Source organism: Streptomyces sp. NPDC006207 (assembly GCF_040613835.1).
Taxonomy (GTDB): domain Bacteria; phylum Actinomycetota; class Actinomycetes; order Streptomycetales; family Streptomycetaceae; genus Actinacidiphila.
Window position 1 is genome coordinate 218,613 of the sequence record NZ_JBEXSX010000001.1, and the last position, 17,865, is coordinate 236,477.

A 17,865-nucleotide genomic window follows, 5' to 3' on the forward strand; every position below is an offset into this window, starting at 1 on the left:
GGTTGCCTCAAGCAACCTTAGGAACGTTGGTTGCTGCAGGCAAATTCTTTCGGGTAAAAACCTCCAAAAGGAACGACCCGCCTCCGGTCAAGGGAGGCGGGTCTTCGGGTAAAAGGTGCAGGTCAGGCAGATGCCTCCGAGAGGCGCTCCAGCTCCGCTGCGGTCAGCTCCAGGGACGCCGAAGCCAGCAGCGCGGTCAGCTGCGCGGGCGTGCGGGCGCTGGCGATCGGCGCCACGACGGTCGGCCGGGTCCGCAGCCAGGCCAGCGCGACGCTCGCCGGCTCCACGCCGTGCGCCGCCGCGACCTCGTCCAGCGCGGCCAGCACCCGCGGACCGCGCTCCGACTCCAGGTAGGCGCCCGCGCCTTCCGCCCGGGGGCTGTCCACCGTGACGCCGGGCCGGTACTTGCCGGTGAGGAAGCCCCGCGCCAGACCGAAGTACGGCACGGAGGCGAGGCCGTGCGCCTCGACGACCTCGCGCAGCGGCCCCTCGTAACTCTCCCGCTCCACCAGGTTGTAGTGCTGCTGCAGCGCCACGTACTTCGTCAGGCCCTCGCGCTCGGCGAACTCCAGCGAGGCCGCCAGCCGCTCGGGGCTGATGTTGGAGGCCGCGACGTGGCGGACCTTGCCCTCGCGGACCAGCTCGTCCAGGGCGCCGACGATCTCCTCGACCGGGGTCGCGGGGTCGTCGTAGTGCGTGTAGTAGAGGTCGATCCGGTCGGTGCCCAGGCGGCGCAGCGACTCCTCCGCCGCGGCCTTGACGGTCGCGGCCTTCAGCCCCTTGAAGTCGGGGTGGGAGCCGACCTTGGTCGCGACGACGACGTCGTCGCGGCGGCCGCGTTTGGCGAGCCAGGAGCCGATCACGGTCTCGGACTCCCCTCCGGTGTGGCCCGGGACCCACGCCGAGTACACGTCCGCGGTGTCGACGAAGTTGCCGCCCGCCTCCGCGTAGGCGTCCAGCACCTCGAAGGAGGTCGCCTCGTCCGAGGTCCAGCCGAAGACGTTGCCACCGAGGCAGAGGGGGGAGACGTCGAGATCAGAGTTGCCGATGAGTGCCATGTGGTCTTGGACACGGCGGGGACGGGCGGTATTCCCGGGGTGTTCCCCTTCCCAACGACGGGGCGGGGGTGACCTGCGCAGCGTGACTTCGCTAGGGTCCTGCCCCATGACTACCCCTGACAACAACTACGACCCGGCCGGCAACACCCAGATGTTCCGCGCCTTCGTCGACGAGGAGCCCGCCCAGGCCCAGGCCGCGGGCGGCAACAAGACCGGGCTGATCGTCGGCATCGTCGCGGCCGTCGTCGTGATCGCCGCCGTGGTCTGGTTCGCGGTCGCCTGACGGGCGCGCCACCCCACCACGTCCACTGACACCGGACGCCGGCGGTCGCCGGCCGTCCGGCGGCCGTCGTGCGCCCGCGTCCGCGTCCGGCGGCCCGCCCCCGCTCAGCGGAACAGCGAGGCCAGCTCGACGCGCGAGCGCACCCCTAGCCGGCTGAAGACGTTCCGCAGGTGGTACTCGACCGTGCGCGTGCTGAGCAGCAGCAGATCGGCGATCTCGCGGTTGGTCGCGCCCTGCGCCACCAGCTCGGAGATCCTCGTCTGCTGCGCCGTCAGCTCCCGGCGGCCCCCGGGCTCCCGGTCCACCGGGCCCACCCGGTCCCCGGCGGCCCGCAGTTCGGCCGCGGCCCGTTCCGCCCAAGGGCGGGCGTCGAACTGCCGGAACACCGCCACCGCGTCCCGCAGCAGGCCCCGGGCCTCGCCGGGCCGGCGGGTGCGCCGCAGCCGGGAGGCGTAGAACAGCTCCGTCTTGGCCAGCTCCAGGACGGTGTCGTCGTCCTGGTGGAGCCGCAGCGCCTCGCGGAAGTGGTCCACGGCGCTCGCGTCGTCCTCCGCCAGCAGCCCGTGGCACCGGTGCGCCAGGGCCAGCCGCACGCTGCTGCGGCTCGCCGCCGCCCAGTGCTCGTACGCGCGCAGCGCCCCGGCGGCCTTCGCCCGCTGTCCGCAGCGCACCGCCGCCTCGATGAAGTGGGGGGCGGCCATCCCCCGGACCGCCAGGTTCACCTGGCCCGCGCCGCCGCGCATGCGGGCGAAGCGGGACAGCGCGTCGGCGGGCCGGTCCGCGGCGAGGTCCGCGCAGGCCGAGACCCAGCAGTTGAAGGCCCCGGGGCGGCCCAGCCCCCGTGACGCGACGGCTCCTTCGGCGGCCGCCGTCCGCAGCCCGGCGGTCACGCTGTCGCCCTGCAGGGCCGCGAGCAGCGCCAGGACCGCGAGGTGGTCGACGGCGAGGTTGCGCTGGCCGGTCGCCTCCGCGAGCCGCAGCCCCTCCTCGGCGGCCGCCCCGGCCGCGGCGTACCGGTCGAGCGCCAGCGCGCACAGCGCCTCGTAGACCAGGGCCGCGGGCACCAGCGCGCCCGCGCCCTGCCGGCGGGCCCGGTGCACGGCCGCGGTCGCCAGGGCGTGCGCCCGCCGGGCGTCCCCCAGGGTGTACGCGGCCTGGGCGGCCCAGATCGCGGACTCCGGGTCCTGAAGCGTCTCGGCGAGCCGGACCACCCGCCGCAGCGCCCACTGCGCGCGGTCGTGCCGGCCCCGGAAGGTCGCCGCGAGCCCCGCGAAGTGGTCGAAGACCAGGCGCTGTTCCGGCCGGTCGTCGCTGCGGCGCAGCGCGTCGGCACGCTCGGCGAGGCCGAAGAAGGCGTCGAAGTCGCCCGCGACGCACCCCGCTTCGCCGGCGAGCATCAGGGCCCGTACGGCCGGTGCGCGCCGGTCGGCGGGGAACCGGCCGGCCGCGGCGGTCAGGTCGCGGCAGGCCACGGCGGGCACTCCGTCGCGCAGTTCGATCTCGCCCTGGACCAGGGCGCCCGGCGCCCCGCCCGGCGCCGGGCCGCCCTGTGCGCAGGCCCGGCGCATCAGTCCGCGCGCCCGGCGGGTCTCCCCGGCGGCCTGCGCGTCGGCGGCGGCCGCGACCAGCCACCGGACCCGGGTGTGCGGACGGGCGGCGGCCTCGGCTCCCCGCTCCCACGCGGCGGCGGCCGCGGCATGACCGGCGGACCGGCGGGCGGCCCCGGCCGCGGCCTCCAGTTCCCGTTCGGTGTCCGGCGACGGGCCGGCCGACCGGCCGAGCCGGTGGAGCGCCCGGAAGAGCCGGGCGGCCGGGGGGTCCAGCACCGAGGCCAGCGTCGCGTGCGCGGCCAGCCGGTCGGCGGGGGAGAGCAGTGCGGTCAGCGAGGCGCGCAGCAGCCGTCCCGGTACGGTCGCCGCCCCGTCGCGCAGGTCGACCAGGCCGCAGGCGCGGGCCTCCTCGACACTGCCGGCGCCCAGCCCGCGGCGGCGGGCGGCGGACTCCAGCACCGGTACGGCCAGCGGCCCGCCGCAGAGCAGCAGCGCCACCACGGTGCGGGCTCCCGGCGTGAGGGCGTGGAAGCGCTGCCGGTGCCGCTCCCGCAGCCGGCTCCCCGCGGGCAGCGCGGGCGGTTCCGGCAGCCGCCCGTCCACGGCCGCCCCGGCGAGTTCGACCAGGGCCAGCGGGTTGCCCGCGGCCAGGTCGAGCACCGTGACCGCGTCCGCGCCGCGCGGTGGCAATCCGGGGAACCGGTCGGCGAGCATCCGGCGTGCGGCGTCCGGCGCCAGCGGGCGCAGGCGCAGGACGTCCAGGTCCTCCAGCGCTCCGGCGGTGGGGCAGCCCTCGTCGGCGGCGAACAGCACGGTGGCCGCGAGGCCCGTGAGGCGGCGCGCCGCCATGCCGAGCGCGCGCAGCGTCGCGGGGTCCAGCCACTGCGCGTCGTCCACGCACCACAGCAGCGGTGCCGGGCGGGCGAGTCCGGCCACCAGGCCGGACAGCGCGGCGCCCAGCGCGAGTTCGCCCCCGACGGGCACCCGCCCGGCGAGGAGTTCCGCCAGCGCCACGCCGTACGGTCCCGGCACGGCCCGCACGCGCGGGGCGACCGGCAGCAGGGTGCGGTGCAGTGCCGCGAGCGGGACCCGCGCCTCGGCCCGTACGCCGTCGGTGCGCAGCACGGTCGCACCGGCCGCCGCGGCGGTGCGCGCCGCGTCCGTGAGCAGGCAGGTGCGTCCGGTGCCCGGTCCGCCGAGCAGCAGCAGCGCCTGTCCCCCGCCCTGCCGGGCCCGGACCGACAGGGCGTCCAGGAGGGCGCGTTCGCGGTCCCGGCCGTACAGCGCCGTCGGCCACGCGGCGGGGTCGCTCCGTCCGGCCTCCATGACGCCAGTGTCTGCTGGCGTCCACCGGGAGGGAAGGGTCCTGCATCATGTTCCGTGCATGACAGGAAGACACTGGTGATTCCACCGGTCCGTCGCCCGCGTGCCGCTCGGAGACTCCTGTCGACCCCCACGACAAGGAGTTCAGATGCGACGAATATGGGCGATCCTGCTCACCGTGGCGGCCGCCGTCGGCCTCGGCACCTTCGTGATGCCGGGCACCGCGAACGCCGCGACCCACACCCCGGTGGTCTTCGTGCACGGCTACACCGGCAGCGCGAGCAACTGGGACTACGCGGAGTCGGTCTTCGTGGCCGGCGGCTACAGCCGCAGCGAGCTCTTCGCGTACGAGTACAACTGGGCCCAGTCGAACAAGACCAGCGCCGCGGGGCTGGCGAGCTACGTGCGCCAGGTGCTGACCCGCACCGGCGCGACCAAGGTCGACATCGTCAACCACTCGATGGGCGGTCTGGTCACCCAGTGGTACCTCACCCAGCTCGGCGGCACCTCCTCCGTCCGCCGGGTCGCCTCGGTGGCGGGCGCGAACCACGGCACCACCTACGCCTCGGCCTGCGTGATCTACGCGTCCTGCGTCGAGATGCTGCCGGGCTCGTCCTTCGTCCGCACCATCAGCAGCGGTGACGAGACGCCGGGCAGCACGGTCTACGCGACCTGGTACTCGCCGTGCGACGGGATCATCATCCCGTACACCAGCACCCCGCTGAGCGGCGCGAACAACCACCTGGTGGCGTGCACGACCCACATCGGGTTCCTCAGCGACACCGGCACCCTCGGCCAGATCCGCTCCTACCTGGCCGGCTGAGCGCACCACCGCTCCTCCCCGGGGAGGCGGGGGCCGGTCCCGGGACGGGCCGGCCCCCGCCTCCGCGTGCCCGGGGCGTACCGGCGTTCAGGAGTCCGCGACCGAGACGTCCCGGGTCTCGACGTGCATGCCCAGCGGCACCCGCCACGCCTCGACGCAGACCTCCCAGGTGCGCTTCGTGCTGCCGCCGCCGGGGACCGGCACCGGCGCGGCACGGCTGCTGCGCAGCGTGGCCCAGTCGACGCCCAGCAGGCCGATGACGTGCGTGCCGAAGGTGACGGTGCCCGTCGTCGCGGCTCGGTCCCCGGTGTTGGCGAAGGTGACGGTGACTTCCTCGCACCAGCGGTCGGCGGCCGCCGTGCGTTCGACCGCACTCACCACCAGGTATGCCGGCGCACCGGTCGCCGGTGGGGACGGGGCGGACGCAGAACCGCCGGGGGCCGGCCGCCCGGTGGGGCCGCCGGAGGCCGTCGCGGGCGGCGCGGTGCCGCCCTGCCGCGGCGGGGCGCTCGTGGCGCCGGGCCCGTCCGGCCCGTCCGGTACGTCCGCCGGAGGTGAGGAGCCCGCGCCGCCGCTGCCGGCCGGTGCGCCCGGCGCGGTGGGCGCCGTCCGGCCGGGCCCGGCCGGGGAGCCCGTACGGCCGTCCAGCGGCACCAGGTCCACGTCGCCGGAGGGCGGGGCGTTCACCGCGGGGCCGCCCGCCGGGCCCGGGGCGCCGACGGCCACGTAGCCCGGCCCGTTGCCCTCGCAGTCCGGGCCCAGCGCGGCGAAGGCACCCAGGCAGACGACGGCCGCCGAGGCAGCGGCCAGCGCGCCCCGGCGGCCCGGTGGTATGTGCACCATCCCGCCAGTGTACTGACGAACCGTCAGGAATGAACCGCCCGGTCCTTCCGTCGCCGGGCCCCGCCCTACTGCTCGGCGGTCAGGCCTTCGCGCAGCTGCGCCAGGGTCCGGGTCAGCAGCCGGGAGACGTGCATCTGGGAGATGCCGACCTCCTCGCCGATCTGCGACTGCGTCATGTTGGCGAAGAAGCGGAGCATGATGATCCGCCGCTCCCGCGCGGGCAGCTGGGCGAGCAGCGGCTTGAGCGACTCGCGGTACTCCACGCCCTCCAGCGCGGTGTCCTCGTAGCCCAGCCGGTCGGCCAGCGAGCCCTCGCCGCCGTCGTCCTCCGGGGGTGGCGAGTCCAGCGAGCTCGCGGTGTACGCGTTCCCGACCGCCAGGCCGTCGACCACGTCCTCCTCGGAGACGCCGAGCGCCGCCGCGAGTTCGGAGACGGTGGGCGACCGGTCCAGCCGCTGGGCGAGCTCGTCGCTGGTCTTGGTCAGCGCCAGCCGCAGCTCCTGCAGCCTGCGCGGCACCCGCACCGACCACGAGGTGTCGCGGAAGAAGCGCTTCACCTCGCCGACGATCGTGGGCATCGCGAAGGTGGGGAACTCCACCCCGCGGTTGCAGTCGAAGCGGTCGATCGCCTTGATCAGCCCGATCGTGCCGACCTGGACGATGTCCTCCATCGGCTCGTTGCGGCTGCGGAAGCGGGCCGCCGCGTACCGCACGAGCGGCAGGTTGAGCTCGATGAGCGTGTCCCGTACGTACGCCCGCTCCGGGCTGTCGTCCGGCAGCTCGGCGAGCCGCAGGAACAGCGAGCGGGAGAGCGTGCGGGTGTCGACGCTCGTGTCGATGGCCTCGATCGTGCTGTCGACGGCGGCGGTGTCGGCGACGGCGGTGCCGGCGGTGTCGATGGCCTTGTCGTCAGGAGCATCGTGCGGCGCGTCGGAGTTCAGCACCTTCGGACTGCCCACTTCTACGGACATGCCACCCCCTTGAGGTCGCGGACGGGTGTCGCGGGCGACGGTTCGTTCCCCCACTGGAATACCGGAGGCCGGACCGCGACAAACGCAGTTCCCGCAGAATGTCACATGTCGGCAACGCGCTGTAGCGCCATGTCGACTTATTTCCCGGGGGGTGGGTAGTCCTTAAGGGTTACGATTCGAGCTGGTTTGCGGATCGCAGCCGGGCGAAGCTGCGCGAGAGCAGCCGGGAGACGTGCATCTGCGAAACCCCGAGTTCGGCGCTGATCTGTGATTGCGTCAGGTTGCCGAAGTAGCGCAGCAGCAGGATCCGCCGCTCCCGCTCGGGGAGCTGCACCAGCAGGTGCCGCACCAGGTCCCGGTGCTCCACGCCGGTCAGGGCCGGGTCCTCGTAGCCGAGCCGGTCCAGCAGCCCGGGCGCCCCGTCACCGCCCTCCTGGGCCGCCTCCAGGGACGTGGCGTGGTACGCCCGCCCGGCTTCCAGGCAGGCCAGCACCTCGTCCTCGGAGAGCTTGAGCCGGTCGGCGATCTCCGCGGTGGTGGGGGTGCGCCCGTGGGCCACCGTCAGGTCCTCGATGGCGCCGCTGACCTGGACCCACAGCTCGTGCAGCCGGCGCGGGACGTGGACGGTGCGGACGTTGTCCCTGAAGTAACGTTTGATCTCGCCTACCACGGTCGGCATCGCGAACGTCGGGAACTGCACCCCGCGTTCCGGGTCGAAGCGGTCGATGGCGTTGATCAGCCCGATCGTGCCGACCTGGACGACGTCCTCCATCGGCTCGTTGCGGCTGCGGAAGCGTGCGGCCGCGTACCGCACCAGCGGCAGGTTCACCTCGATGAGGGCGGCCCTGACCCGGGAGTGCTCCGGGGTGCCGGGCTCCAGCCCCGACAGCTGGTCGAACAGCACCTGTGTCAGCGCCCGCGCCTCCACCGCGTTGCTGTTGGTGCTTCCGCCGCGATTGCCGCCGCCGGTGGTCGTACCGGTCCCGCTGCCGTCTCCGGAGGTCGATGGTGACGCGGGTCGGGCCGACACGGACATGCCACTCCTCATCGGTCCACTCATCCGGCAAAAGCGGTCATAGCATCACAATTCATGTGGACTGTGTGCAAGTGAGGCGCGGCCCTCGATGAAAAAGCCCTCCGCCCGGCGGGCGGAGGGCTGTGCGGCAGGAGCGGGTCCCGAGGGGCCGCCGCGGGGGGTCACTCGAACATGTAGTCGGCGACCACCCAGGTGGAGAACTCGCGCCACAGCGCGACCCCGGCCTGGTGTGCGGGATGCTCCAGGTACGCCTTGAGCGCGTCGGCGTCGGCCACCGAGGAGTTGATGGCGAAGTCGTAGGCGATCGGACGGTCCGAGATGTTCCAGCCCAGTTCCCAGGAGGCCAGTTCGGGGATCTGCCCGCCGAGCCGCTCGAAGGCGTCGACGCCGGCCACGACCCGTGGGTCGTCGCGCTCCACGCCTTCGCCGAGCTTGAAAAGGACCAGGTGGCGTATCACGGTGCTGTGCTCCTCACCGGCTCCCGGCCGGTCAGTTGACCAGCGCGGTCATGAACTCCCCGACGCCCTTGGCGGCGTCCGATATGCCCTGGAAGCCTATCTGCACGAGATCGGCTGCGCGGGCCGGCGATGTCACGATCGTATAGAGCACGAAAGCCACGATGACGTACATGGTGATTTTCTTCGCCTGCGCCATGGCTGGAGTGTATCCACCGGATGGCCCAATCAGACCGGGTGGCGGAAGCCTCCTTGCGGGTGATCCACGGGCCCGCCCCGCTCCGTGCGTGACGCTCGCCACAGCAGGTTCGGAAGGCCGGAAAACGCCGAGAACGCCCGGTCCGGAAGGGGCGGGTACCGCTCGCGGCGGCCGCGGTCGGCACCCGTCGCCAGGGTGTGCTCGCTCGCACGTTCATTCGGTGCGGGCGCGGGGTGCGGCAGGCGACCGCCACCGCATCGTCTGCGGCTCGGTCAAGGTCTCGCTGCCCGGCGCGGTCACCGTCAAGGGGGCTGGGCGCAGGGCACGCTCACCGTGGCCAACCCCGGCTCCACCACTCTCACCGGCCAGCACGTCTTCTGGGACATCAGCACCATGGACCGGACCGACCCTCGGCGGCGGCTTCGCGGCGGGCAAACACCAGTCGTCCGCCGGCGAGTACCCCGGAATCGGTCCCGACACCGCCCGCCGGCACACGTGAGGGCAAAGCCGAAGGGCGGCAACCGGGAAAGTTCTCCCGGTTGCCGCCCTTCGCTTGCTCGGAGCGGTAGCGGTGGGATTTGAACCCACGGAGGAGTTGCCCCCTCACACGCTTTCGAGGCGTGCTCCTTAGGCCGCTCGGACACGCTACCGAGAGAGAGCTTAGCGGACGTCCGGGTGTGCTCCGAAATCCTTTGACCGGAAGAAGCGGGTGAGGAGCTCACCGCACTCCTCGGCCAGCACGCCGTGGATCACCTCCGGACGGTGGTTGAGCCGGCGGTCGCGGACGAGGTCCCACAGGGAGCCCGCCGCCCCGGCCTTCTCGTCGAGCGCGCCGTAGACCACGCGTTCGAGGCGGGAGGCGACGACGGCCCCCGCGCACATCGTGCACGGCTCCAGGGTCACCACCAGCGTGCAACCGGTCAGCCGCCACTCCCCGAGCGCCTTCGCGGCCTCGCGGACGGCGAGCACCTCCGCGTGGGCGGTCGGGTCGCCGACCGCCTCGCGTTCGTTGCGGCCACGCCCGATGACCGTGCCCTGCGGCGACAGCACCACCGCGCCCACCGGCACGTCGCCGGTGCGCGGGGCGAGGCGGGCCTCCTCCAGGGCGAGCCGCATCGGGGGGACCCAGGGGTCGCGCAGCGGGTCGGGCCCGGTCAGCGGACCGCCTCCAGCACGTCGGCGCAGCCCAGCGAGTCGGCGATCTCCCCGAGCGCCTCCCCGGTCAGCGCGCCGTCGCCGCTGAGGGCCAGCAGCTCCTTGTCGCTCATGCCGAAGTCCGCGAGGAGCTCGGCGTCCCCGAGCGGGCCCACGGGGACGTGGACCTCCGTCGGGCCGGGCACCACGTCGTCGTCGAGGTCGTCGGCGTCACCTTCCTCGGTGCCGTCGAGGTCGACGATCTCGTCCAGGTCCTCCGGGTCGCGGCCCAGCAGTTCGTCGGTGAGCAGGATCTCCCCGTACGAGCTGCGCGCCGCGGCGGCGGCGTCGGACACGTAGATCCGCGGGTCCTCCTCCCCGTCGACGCGGACGACGCCGAACCAGGCGTCCTCCTGTTCGATGAAGACCAGGACCGTATCCTCCCCGGCTGAAGCCGCCCGGGCCAAGTCGGTCAGGTCGCCGAGGGTTTCCACATCGTCGAGATCGGTCTCGCGCGCTTCCCAACCGTCCTCGGTGCGCGCGAGCAGTGCGGCGAAGTACACCGTGACTCTCCCACAGGTCTCAGGCCGTCCGGACTTTCGGGCGGGAGTCGAATGATCTGGCGCAGGTCCCCGCCCACACTCGGCATCGTGGCAGAAACCTCGGCTTTGCGAAGGGTCTTCCGCGCTGCGTCGGGAGAGGCCTTCCGGCTTTTTTACCGCGTGGCGGCCTGCGGGTACCCCCTCGGCGCCCGCCAGGTGGGGGCATTGTGCCGACCTGGGGACTACCAGCGGAACGTCCGCATCCTCATCTGCTGGCGCGCGCGTGCCGCGCGCGCCCGGCGTGGCTGGACGCGGTCGCGCAGTTCCTTGGCCTCGTTCAGCTCGCGCAGGAACATGGCGCGCCGCCGTCTGCGTTCGGCGTCGCGATCCTGCTGCGTACGGGCGTCGCCCGTGTCGTCCGCGCCGGCGCCGTCGCTGCCGCGCTCCGCCATGGGGCACCACCCCTAGAGATCCACGTGCCCGGCCGGGACAGCCCGGGCGTAAGGGCACGCATTCCCCCTACCGGGTGGTTCGAAGCGTGACCGGCCGCACGGACCGGGAGGGCCGGGGGACAGGCCGAACGTTAGAGTCGTGGACATGCGGATCCACGTCGTCGACCACCCCCTGGTGGCGCACAAACTCACCACCCTGCGCGACGAGCGCACCGACTCGCCGACCTTCCGTCGGCTGGCCGACGAGCTGGTCACCCTGCTCGCCTACGAGGCGACCCGTGACGTGCGCACCGAGCAGGTGGACATCAGCACACCCGTCGCGGACACCACGGGCGTGCGCCTGTCCCACCCGCGTCCGCTGGTCGTGCCGATCCTGCGGGCCGGCCTCGGGATGCTGGAGGGCCTGGTGCGGCTCCTGCCGACCGCGGAGGTCGGCTTCCTCGGCATGATCCGCGACGAGGAGACCCTGGAGGCCAAGACCTACGCCACCCGCATGCCGGAGGACCTGTCCGGGCGGCAGGTGTACGTCCTCGACCCGATGCTGGCCACCGGCGGTACGCTGATCGCCGCGATCGACCTGCTGATCGAGCGGGGCGCCGACGACGTGACGGCCGTGGTGCTGCTCGCCTCCCCCGAGGGCGTCGAGGCGATGGAGCGCGCGCTGGCCGGCAAGCCGGTCACCGTGGTCACCGCGGCGGTCGACGACCACCTCAACGAGCACGGCTACATCGTCCCGGGCCTCGGCGACGCGGGCGACCGCCTCTACGGCACGGCCTGACACCGGTCGTCCCACGACACGCGGAACCGGCCGCCGGGGCCCACGCCCCGGCGGCCGGTCCCGTCGCAAACGCAACCGGGACCGTGGGCCTAACAGGTGCCGGCGCTCGGCGCCGCGCTCGGCCGGGCCAGGGCGGCGAGGGCCTTCTCGACGGCCTTGTCGCCGGAGAGCTTGGTGAAGCCCTTGCCGAGCATGATGTCCACCGTGCCGGTGGGGCGCTTGGAGCCGGCGGCCGCGGGCTTCAGCGTGACCGTGCCCTTGACCTGGGCGCCGACCAGCTTCATCGCGGCCTCGGCCTTGGGCCCGTGGCCGCCGATCAGCAGCGCGGCCACCTGCACCTTGCGGTCGTACTCGGGGTCGGCGTTGCCGAAGGTGCCCACCTTGAAGCCGCGTGCGGCGAACTCGTCGGCGGTGTCCTTGGCCAGGCCGCCCTTGGCGGTGGCGTTGTAGACGTTGACCGTGAGCTCCCCGGGTTCCGGGAAGGCGGTGGGCACCGTCGAGGCCGAGCCCGGTGCGGCGGCCGCCTTGCAGGTGCGTTCCTTGGCGGCGTTCTCCGCCTTGGCCGCGGCGTTCTTCGCGGGCGTGGACTTGCCGCCGAAGACGTCGACCAGTTGGAGCGTGCCCCAGCCGGCCAGGCCGACAACGGCGACGGTCGTCACGACGACCGCCACGATGCGCACCCTGCTCCGGGGGCGGCGCATCCGCGGGTACTGGTTCCCGGTGACCCGGTACTTTCCGCCCATGCCAGGGGGCGTCAGCATGCTCATGTGCGCAGCGTAGTGCGATCGGGCGTCCGGGCCTACTAAACGATCAACCAATCGGGGCCAATGAGGGGCACTTGAACCCGAAAGGGCGAAGGAGTCCCCCGGCGGAGACGGGCCCGCGGAGCGGTCCGGAGGTCAGTCCATCTCCAGCACGCGGGCGTGCAGCACCTGGCGCTGTTGCAGCGCCGCGCGCACGGCCCGGTGGAGCCCGTCCTCCAGGTAGAGGTCGCCCTGCCATTTCACGACGTGCGCGAACAGGTCCCCGTAGAAGGTCGAGTCCTCGGCGAGGAGGGTCTCCAGGTCGAGGTTGCCCTTGGTGGTGACCAACTGGTCGAGGCGGACCGGACGTGGGGCGACGTCCGCCCATTCACGGGTGCTTTTCCGGCCGTGGTCGGGGTACGGCCGCCCGCTTCCGATGCGCTTGAAGATCACACGGAAAGCCTACCGGGCAAGGGCGTACGGGCGCAGCAACGGCGCAGGAGTGCGATGGTGGGCAAATACGGTGATAGCGGGAGCAGTGGAGCAGCCCATGACCACGCCGAGCCCGCCCGGCGCCGCCCGGGCCATCGCCGAGGGGTACGCCTTTACGGGGCCGGCCCTCGAACTCGGCGCCCTGCTGTGGGAGGACCGGGTGCTGCCGGAGGCGCCCGTGCGCGTCCCGCTGGCGGTGCTCAACCGGCACGGGCTCGTCGCGGGGGCCACCGGCACCGGCAAGACCAAGACGCTCCAACTCGTCGCGGAACAACTCTCGGCGCAGGGCGTGCCGGTCTTCCTCGCCGACGTCAAGGGCGACGTCTCCGGCATCTCCTCCCCGGGGGTGCCCGGTGACCGCGTCGCCCGGCGGGCCGCCGAGGTGGGTCAGGAATGGAGCCCGGCCGGCTGCCCCGCCGAGTTCTACGCCCTCGGCGGCATGGGCCGGGGCATCCCGTTGCGGGCCACGGTGACGAGCTTCGGTCCCGTGCTGCTGTCCAAGGTGCTCGGGCTCAACACCACGCAGGAGCAGTCGCTCGGCCTGATCTTCCACTACGCCGACACCAAGGGCCTGGAACTGCTGGACCTGAAGGACCTGCGGGCCGTGGTCACCTTCCTCACCTGCAACGAGGGCAAGGCCGAGCTGAAGGGGATCGGCGGGGTCTCGCCGGCGACGGCCGGGGTGATCCTGCGGTCGCTGACGGCCTTCGAGGCACAGGGGGCGGGGGCCTTCTTCGGCGAGCCCGAGTTCGACACCGCCGAACTGCTGCGGACGGACGGCGACGGGCGGGGCGTCGTCTCCGTGCTGGAACTGCCCGCCGTGCAGGACCGGCCGCAGCTGTTCTCCACCTTCCTCATGTGGCTGCTGGCCGACCTCTTCGAGGACCTGCCGGAGGTCGGCGACCTGGACCGGCCCAAGCTGGTCTTCTTCTTCGACGAGGCCCACCTGCTGTTCACCGGGGCCAGCAAGGCGTTCCTGGAGGCCATCACGCAGACCGTGCGGCTGATCCGCTCCAAGGGCGTCGGCATCTTCCTGGTGACGCAGACGCCCAAGGACGTGCCCTCCGAGGTGCTCGGCCAGCTCGGCAACCGGGTGCAGCACGCGCTGCGCGCCTTCACCCCGGAGGACGCCAAGGCGCTCAAGGCGACGGTCCGCACCTTCCCCACCTCCCCGTACGACCTGGAGGAACTGCTCACCGGGCTCGGCACGGGCGAGGCCGTGGTCACCGTCCTCGACGAGGACGGCGCCCCCACCCCGGTTGCCGCGGTGCGGCTGCGGGCGCCCCGGTCGCTGATGGGTCCCGCCGACCCCGCGGCGATGGACGCGGCGATCGGGAACTCGGCGCTGTACGGGCGCTACGCGCAGGCGGTGGACCGGGAGTCGGCGTACGAGCGGCTGGCCGGGCGGCAGGCGCCGGCGCCCGTGCGGCCGTCCGCACCGGGTCCTGCCGGGCGAGGGCGCGAGGAACGCCCGCAGGAGGGGACGGGTGTGGTGGAGCAGGTGATGGGCAGCGGTGCCTTCCAGTCGCTGGCCCGCTCCATCGGCACCCAGATCGGGCGGGAGATCACCCGGTCCCTCTTCGGCACGTCCAAGCGCCGCCGTCGTTAGGGTCAGGACTCCTTCGCGGCCTTCGCCTCCTTGGCGGCCCGCTTCTGCTCCTGCTTGAAGGCCCTCACCTTGTCCAGCGACTCCGGGCCGGTGATGTCGGCGACCGACCGGTGGGAGCCTCGCTCCCCGTACGCGCCCGCCGCCTCGCGCCAGCCCTTCGGCGTCACGCCGAGCTGCTTGCCCAGCAGCGCCAGGAAGATCTGCGCCTTCTGCTTCCCGAAGCCGGGCAGCTCGTTGAGCCTGGTCAGCAGCTCGCGGCCGTCGGACACCTCGCGCCAGACCGCCCCGGCGTCACCGTCGTAGTGCTCCACGAGGTACTGGCACAGCTGCTGGACCCGCTTGGCCATCGACCCCGGGTAGCGGTGGACGGCGGGCTTCTGCGAGAGCAGCTCGGAGAAGGCCTCGGGGTCGTAGGCCGCGATCTCCCCGCAGTCGAGGTCGTCGCGGCCCATGCGCTGCGCGATGGTCCAGGGGCCGGAGAAGGCCCATTCCATGGGGATCTGCTGGTCGAGCAGCATGCCGACCAGGGCCGCCAGCGGACTGCGGGAGAGCAGGGCGTCGGCCTCGGGCTGCTGGGCGAGGTGGAGTGTGGTCGTCATGCACCGATGATCTCGCCTGCCGGGGTTTGCCGCCCGTGGGTCACCCGGACGGCGCAGCGCGGATGGCCGTACCCACCGGCCGGGCGGACCGTGTGGAGTGTCCGGGCAGCGAGCCCGGGCGGCGAGGGACGGGAGCCATCTCATGAGCCAGCAGACACAGCCGGTCACCGGGCGCCCGCATTCGGGCCTGGCGTCGGGCGGTACCACCTTCGCCGGTGTGCTGCTCATCGTCTCCGGTGTCGTGATGATCTTCGAGGGCATCTCGGCCATCGCGCAGGACGACATCTGGGTCCGGCTCGGCGACTACGTCTTCAAGTTCAACCTGACGGCCTGGGGCTGGATCCACCTCGTGCTCGGGGTGCTCGTCATCGTGGTCGGCGCCGCCCTGCTCCAGAACGCCCCCGACTGGGCCCGGGTCGCCGGTGTCGCCCTGGCCGCGTTCAACATCGTCGTGAACTTCGCGTGGATGCCGTACACCCCGGTGTGGGCGATCATCGTCATCGCCATCGACGTCTTCGTCATCTGGGCGTTGTGCAGGAGCTGGGGGGAGCACCCGAAGCGGGCCTGACCTCCGCGGACGACGAGGGCCGGCCCGGCGCACGGGCCGGCCCCCGGCCGTTCCCGGGGGGTGTTCCCGGAGTGTTTTCACCCGTTCGTATGGGTTGTCCGTCATGCCGGATAGCGCCCCCGGCCCCGGGTAGCGCTGAACGAGTGACGCAGCCATTTGAACTGCCCGACTTCTACCTGCCGCACCCGGCGCGCCTCAATCCCCACGTGGAGCGGGCCCGGGAGCATTCCCGCGGCTGGGCGCGGGAGATGGGGATGCTCGAAGGCTCGGGCATCTGGGACACCGGCGACCTCGACTCGCACGACTACGCGCTGCTGTGCGCGTACACGCACCCGGACTGCTCCGGACCGGCCCTGTCCCTGGTGACGGACTGGTACGTATGGGTCTTCTTCTTCGACGACCACTTCCTGGAGGCGTTCAAGCGCACGCAGGACCGCGAGGGCGGCAAGGCGTACCTGGACCGGCTGCCCGCCTTCATGCCGATGGACCTGGCGCAGGGCATGCCCGAGCCGCGGAACCCGGTGGAGGCGGGCCTCGCCGACCTGTGGGCGCGTACGGTGCCGGCGATGTCCATGGACTGGCGCAGGCGCTTCGCCGAGAGCACCGAGCACCTGCTCAACGAGTCCCTGTGGGAGCTGTCCAACATCAACGCGGGCCGGGTGCCCAACCCCGTGGAGTACATCGAGATGCGCCGCAAGGTCGGCGGCGCGCCCTGGTCGGCGGGGCTGGTGGAGTACGCCGCCGGAGCCGAGGTGCCGGCCGCCGTCGCCGGGGCGCGGCCGCTGCTCGTGCTGCGGGACGCCTTCTCCGACGCGGTGCACCTGCGCAACGACCTCTTCTCGTACCAGCGCGAGACCGAGGAGGAGGGCGAGCTCAGCAACGGCGTGCTGGTCCTGGAGACCTTCCTCGGCTGCACGACGCAGGAGGCCGCGGAGTCGGTCAACGACCTGCTGACCTCCCGGTTGCAGCAGTTCGAGAACACCGCGCTCACCGAGTTGCCGCCGCTGTTCGCCGAGCACGCGCTCGACCCGGAGCAGTGCGCGCGTGTGCTGGCGTACGCGAAGGGCCTGCAGGACTGGCAGTCCGGCGGCCACGAGTGGCACATGCGCTCAAGCCGCTACATGAACGGCGGCGGGGCGGGGGCCGCGGACGCCGGATGGTCGCCGTTCGCGCTGCCCGGCGGGCTCGGGCTGTCGGCGGGCACCGTGCGGACCACCGGCCGCGCCGAGGTCGCCCGCGCCCGGGGCTTCACCCATGTGCCGCGGCGCACCGGGCCGACGCCGCTGCCCGACTTCCTCATGCCCTTCCCGGCCACGCTCAGCCCGCACCTGGACGCCGCCCGGCGCCACGTCGTCGACTGGGCGCACCGGATGGGCCTGCTGCTGCCGCAGCCCGGGGTCCCGCACTCCCACGTGTGGGACGAGCACAAGCTGACCGCCTTCGACTTCCCGCTCTGCGCCGCCGGCATCCACCCCGACGCGACCCCCGAGGGGCTGGACCTCACCTCCGGCTGGCTCACCTGGGGCACCTACGCCGACGACTGGTTCCCCGCCGTGTACGGCCGCACCCGCGACCTGGCCGGCGCCCGCGCGGCCAACGAGCGGCTGTCGGCCTTCATGCCGGTCGACGGCTCCGCCGCCCCGGCCCCGGTCAGCGCCCTGGAGCGGAGCCTGGCCGACCTGTGGGCGCGGACGGCCGGGCCGATGGAGCCGCAGGCGCGGCGCCGCTTCCGCACGGCCGTCGAGAACATGACCGCCAGCTGGCTGTGGGAACTGGCCAACCAGGCGCAGAACCGCATCCCCGACCCGGTCGACTACCTGGAGATGCGCCGCCACACCTTCGGCTCCGACCTGACGATGAGCCTGTGCCGGCTGGGCCACGGCGAGCGGGTGCCGGAGGAGGTGTACCGCAGCGGGCCGATGCGGTCGCTGGAGAACTCCGCCGCCGACTACGCCTGCCTGATGAACGACGTCTTCTCGTACCAGAAGGAGATCGAGTACGAGGGCGAGATCCACAACGCCCTGCTGGTCGTGCAGAACTTCTTCGACTGCGACGAGCAGGCCTCGCTCGCCGTCGTCCACGACCTGATGACCGGGCGCATGCGGCAGTTCCAGCACGTCGCCGCGAACGAACTCCCGGTCCTGTACGAGGACTTCGGGCTCGGCACGGACGCGCGGGCGGTGCTGGACGGTTATGTGCGCGAGCTGCGGAACTGGCTCGCGGGCATCCTGACCTGGCACCGCGGCTGCCGCCGCTACGACGAGGAGGAGCTGCGCCGCCCGGTGGGGGGAGGCCGGCTGCCCACCGGGCCGACCGGACTGGGCACCTCCGCGGCGCGCCTGGCGGTCCTGGCCGCGCGCTGACCGCCGCGCGGGGGCGGGGCGCCGGGCCCCGCCCCCCGTCCCGG

19 protein-coding genes and 1 tRNA gene are annotated in these 17,865 nt (G+C 73.1%); 6 read left to right on the plus strand and 14 right to left on the minus strand.

The window, feature by feature from the left end:
- Positions 1 to 122: 122 nt before the first annotated feature.
- Entirely contained in the window at positions 123 to 1,058 is a 936-nt protein-coding gene (locus ABZ312_RS01000; protein ID WP_500436079.1) for an aldo/keto reductase, read from the minus strand.
- Between the two features lie 106 nt (positions 1,059 to 1,164).
- Between ABZ312_RS01000 and ABZ312_RS01005 the strand changes: the two genes are divergently transcribed.
- Positions 1,165 to 1,341 (plus strand): hypothetical protein, encoded by a 177-nt coding sequence (locus ABZ312_RS01005; RefSeq protein WP_499512990.1) that lies wholly within the window; start codon positions 1,165 to 1,167, stop codon positions 1,339 to 1,341.
- A 104-nt stretch (positions 1,342 to 1,445) separates the two neighbouring features.
- On the opposite strand, the gene ABZ312_RS01010 is transcribed toward ABZ312_RS01005, so the two are convergent.
- Positions 1,446 to 4,217: a helix-turn-helix transcriptional regulator gene (locus ABZ312_RS01010; RefSeq protein ID WP_500436081.1), complete on the minus strand. Its 2,772-nt coding sequence runs from the start codon at positions 4,215 to 4,217 to the stop codon at positions 1,446 to 1,448.
- A 145-nt stretch (positions 4,218 to 4,362) separates the two neighbouring features.
- Here ABZ312_RS01010 and ABZ312_RS01015 point away from each other — a divergent pair, with 145 nt between their 5' ends.
- Complete coding sequence (locus ABZ312_RS01015) at positions 4,363 to 5,037, plus strand: esterase/lipase family protein (protein WP_500436083.1); 675 nt, start codon at positions 4,363 to 4,365, stop codon at positions 5,035 to 5,037.
- Positions 5,038 to 5,124: 87 nt separating this feature from the next.
- On the opposite strand, the gene ABZ312_RS01020 is transcribed toward ABZ312_RS01015, so the two are convergent.
- The 9 genes from ABZ312_RS01020 to ABZ312_RS01060 form a co-directional block, all read right to left on the minus strand.
- Complete coding sequence (locus ABZ312_RS01020; RefSeq protein ID WP_500358645.1) at positions 5,125 to 5,880, minus strand: hypothetical protein; 756 nt, start codon at positions 5,878 to 5,880, stop codon at positions 5,125 to 5,127.
- 65 nt (positions 5,881 to 5,945) lie between these two features.
- Complete coding sequence (locus ABZ312_RS01025; protein WP_500331927.1) at positions 5,946 to 6,851, minus strand: RNA polymerase sigma factor SigF; 906 nt, start codon at positions 6,849 to 6,851, stop codon at positions 5,946 to 5,948.
- A 169-nt stretch (positions 6,852 to 7,020) separates the two neighbouring features.
- Positions 7,021 to 7,887 (minus strand): RNA polymerase sigma factor SigF, encoded by an 867-nt coding sequence (locus tag ABZ312_RS01030; RefSeq protein ID WP_499512995.1) that lies wholly within the window; start codon positions 7,885 to 7,887, stop codon positions 7,021 to 7,023.
- A gap of 161 nt (positions 7,888 to 8,048) precedes the next feature.
- Positions 8,049 to 8,345, minus strand: a complete 297-nt coding sequence (locus ABZ312_RS01035) for a Dabb family protein (RefSeq protein WP_500331925.1) — start codon at positions 8,343 to 8,345, stop codon at positions 8,049 to 8,051.
- A 31-nt stretch (positions 8,346 to 8,376) separates the two neighbouring features.
- The gene (locus ABZ312_RS01040; RefSeq protein ID WP_018558266.1) at positions 8,377 to 8,541 is read right to left on the minus strand and encodes a hypothetical protein; all 165 of its coding nucleotides are present in this window, start codon (positions 8,539 to 8,541) and stop codon (positions 8,377 to 8,379) included.
- A gap of 563 nt (positions 8,542 to 9,104) precedes the next feature.
- Positions 9,105 to 9,191 (minus strand) — tRNA-Ser (locus ABZ312_RS01045).
- A gap of 10 nt (positions 9,192 to 9,201) precedes the next feature.
- The gene (tadA, locus tag ABZ312_RS01050) at positions 9,202 to 9,657 is read right to left on the minus strand and encodes a tRNA adenosine(34) deaminase TadA (protein ID WP_500331924.1); all 456 of its coding nucleotides are present in this window, start codon (positions 9,655 to 9,657) and stop codon (positions 9,202 to 9,204) included.
- Between the two features lie 38 nt (positions 9,658 to 9,695).
- On the minus strand, positions 9,696 to 10,238 hold the full coding sequence (locus ABZ312_RS01055) for a tRNA adenosine deaminase-associated protein (RefSeq protein ID WP_500331922.1): 543 nt from the start codon (positions 10,236 to 10,238) through the stop codon (positions 9,696 to 9,698).
- Between the two features lie 221 nt (positions 10,239 to 10,459).
- Positions 10,460 to 10,669 carry a hypothetical protein gene (locus ABZ312_RS01060; RefSeq protein WP_499513000.1) on the minus strand — a complete coding sequence of 70 codons (210 nt, stop codon included), beginning with the start codon at positions 10,667 to 10,669 and terminating at the stop codon, positions 10,460 to 10,462.
- Between the two features lie 145 nt (positions 10,670 to 10,814).
- Here ABZ312_RS01060 and upp point away from each other — a divergent pair, with 145 nt between their 5' ends.
- Positions 10,815 to 11,447 carry a uracil phosphoribosyltransferase gene (gene upp / locus ABZ312_RS01065; RefSeq protein WP_500331920.1) on the plus strand — a complete coding sequence of 211 codons (633 nt, stop codon included), beginning with the start codon at positions 10,815 to 10,817 and terminating at the stop codon, positions 11,445 to 11,447.
- Positions 11,448 to 11,536: 89 nt separating this feature from the next.
- On the opposite strand, the gene ABZ312_RS01070 is transcribed toward upp, so the two are convergent.
- Both ABZ312_RS01070 and ABZ312_RS01075 read right to left on the minus strand, forming a co-directional pair.
- Positions 11,537 to 12,214, minus strand: a complete 678-nt coding sequence (locus tag ABZ312_RS01070; RefSeq protein WP_500331918.1) for a LytR C-terminal domain-containing protein — start codon at positions 12,212 to 12,214, stop codon at positions 11,537 to 11,539.
- A gap of 132 nt (positions 12,215 to 12,346) precedes the next feature.
- Positions 12,347 to 12,643: a type II toxin-antitoxin system VapB family antitoxin gene (locus tag ABZ312_RS01075; protein ID WP_499513003.1), complete on the minus strand. Its 297-nt coding sequence runs from the start codon at positions 12,641 to 12,643 to the stop codon at positions 12,347 to 12,349.
- A gap of 97 nt (positions 12,644 to 12,740) precedes the next feature.
- On the opposite strand from ABZ312_RS01075, the gene ABZ312_RS01080 reads away from it, so the two are divergent.
- Positions 12,741 to 14,291, plus strand: coding sequence for a helicase HerA-like domain-containing protein (locus tag ABZ312_RS01080; RefSeq protein ID WP_500436085.1), 1,551 nt, complete (start codon positions 12,741 to 12,743; stop codon positions 14,289 to 14,291).
- A 2-nt stretch (positions 14,292 to 14,293) separates the two neighbouring features.
- Here ABZ312_RS01080 and ABZ312_RS01085 read toward each other — a convergent pair whose 3' ends face one another.
- Positions 14,294 to 14,890: an HhH-GPD-type base excision DNA repair protein gene (locus tag ABZ312_RS01085; RefSeq protein ID WP_500331914.1), complete on the minus strand. Its 597-nt coding sequence runs from the start codon at positions 14,888 to 14,890 to the stop codon at positions 14,294 to 14,296.
- A gap of 142 nt (positions 14,891 to 15,032) precedes the next feature.
- On the opposite strand from ABZ312_RS01085, the gene ABZ312_RS01090 reads away from it, so the two are divergent.
- The gene (locus ABZ312_RS01090; protein WP_499513006.1) at positions 15,033 to 15,458 is read left to right on the plus strand and encodes a DUF7144 family membrane protein; all 426 of its coding nucleotides are present in this window, start codon (positions 15,033 to 15,035) and stop codon (positions 15,456 to 15,458) included.
- Positions 15,459 to 15,601: 143 nt separating this feature from the next.
- Positions 15,602 to 17,821: a family 2 encapsulin nanocompartment cargo protein terpene cyclase gene (locus ABZ312_RS01095; protein WP_500331912.1), complete on the plus strand. Its 2,220-nt coding sequence runs from the start codon at positions 15,602 to 15,604 to the stop codon at positions 17,819 to 17,821.
- The last annotated feature ends 44 nt before the right edge of the window (positions 17,822 to 17,865 follow it).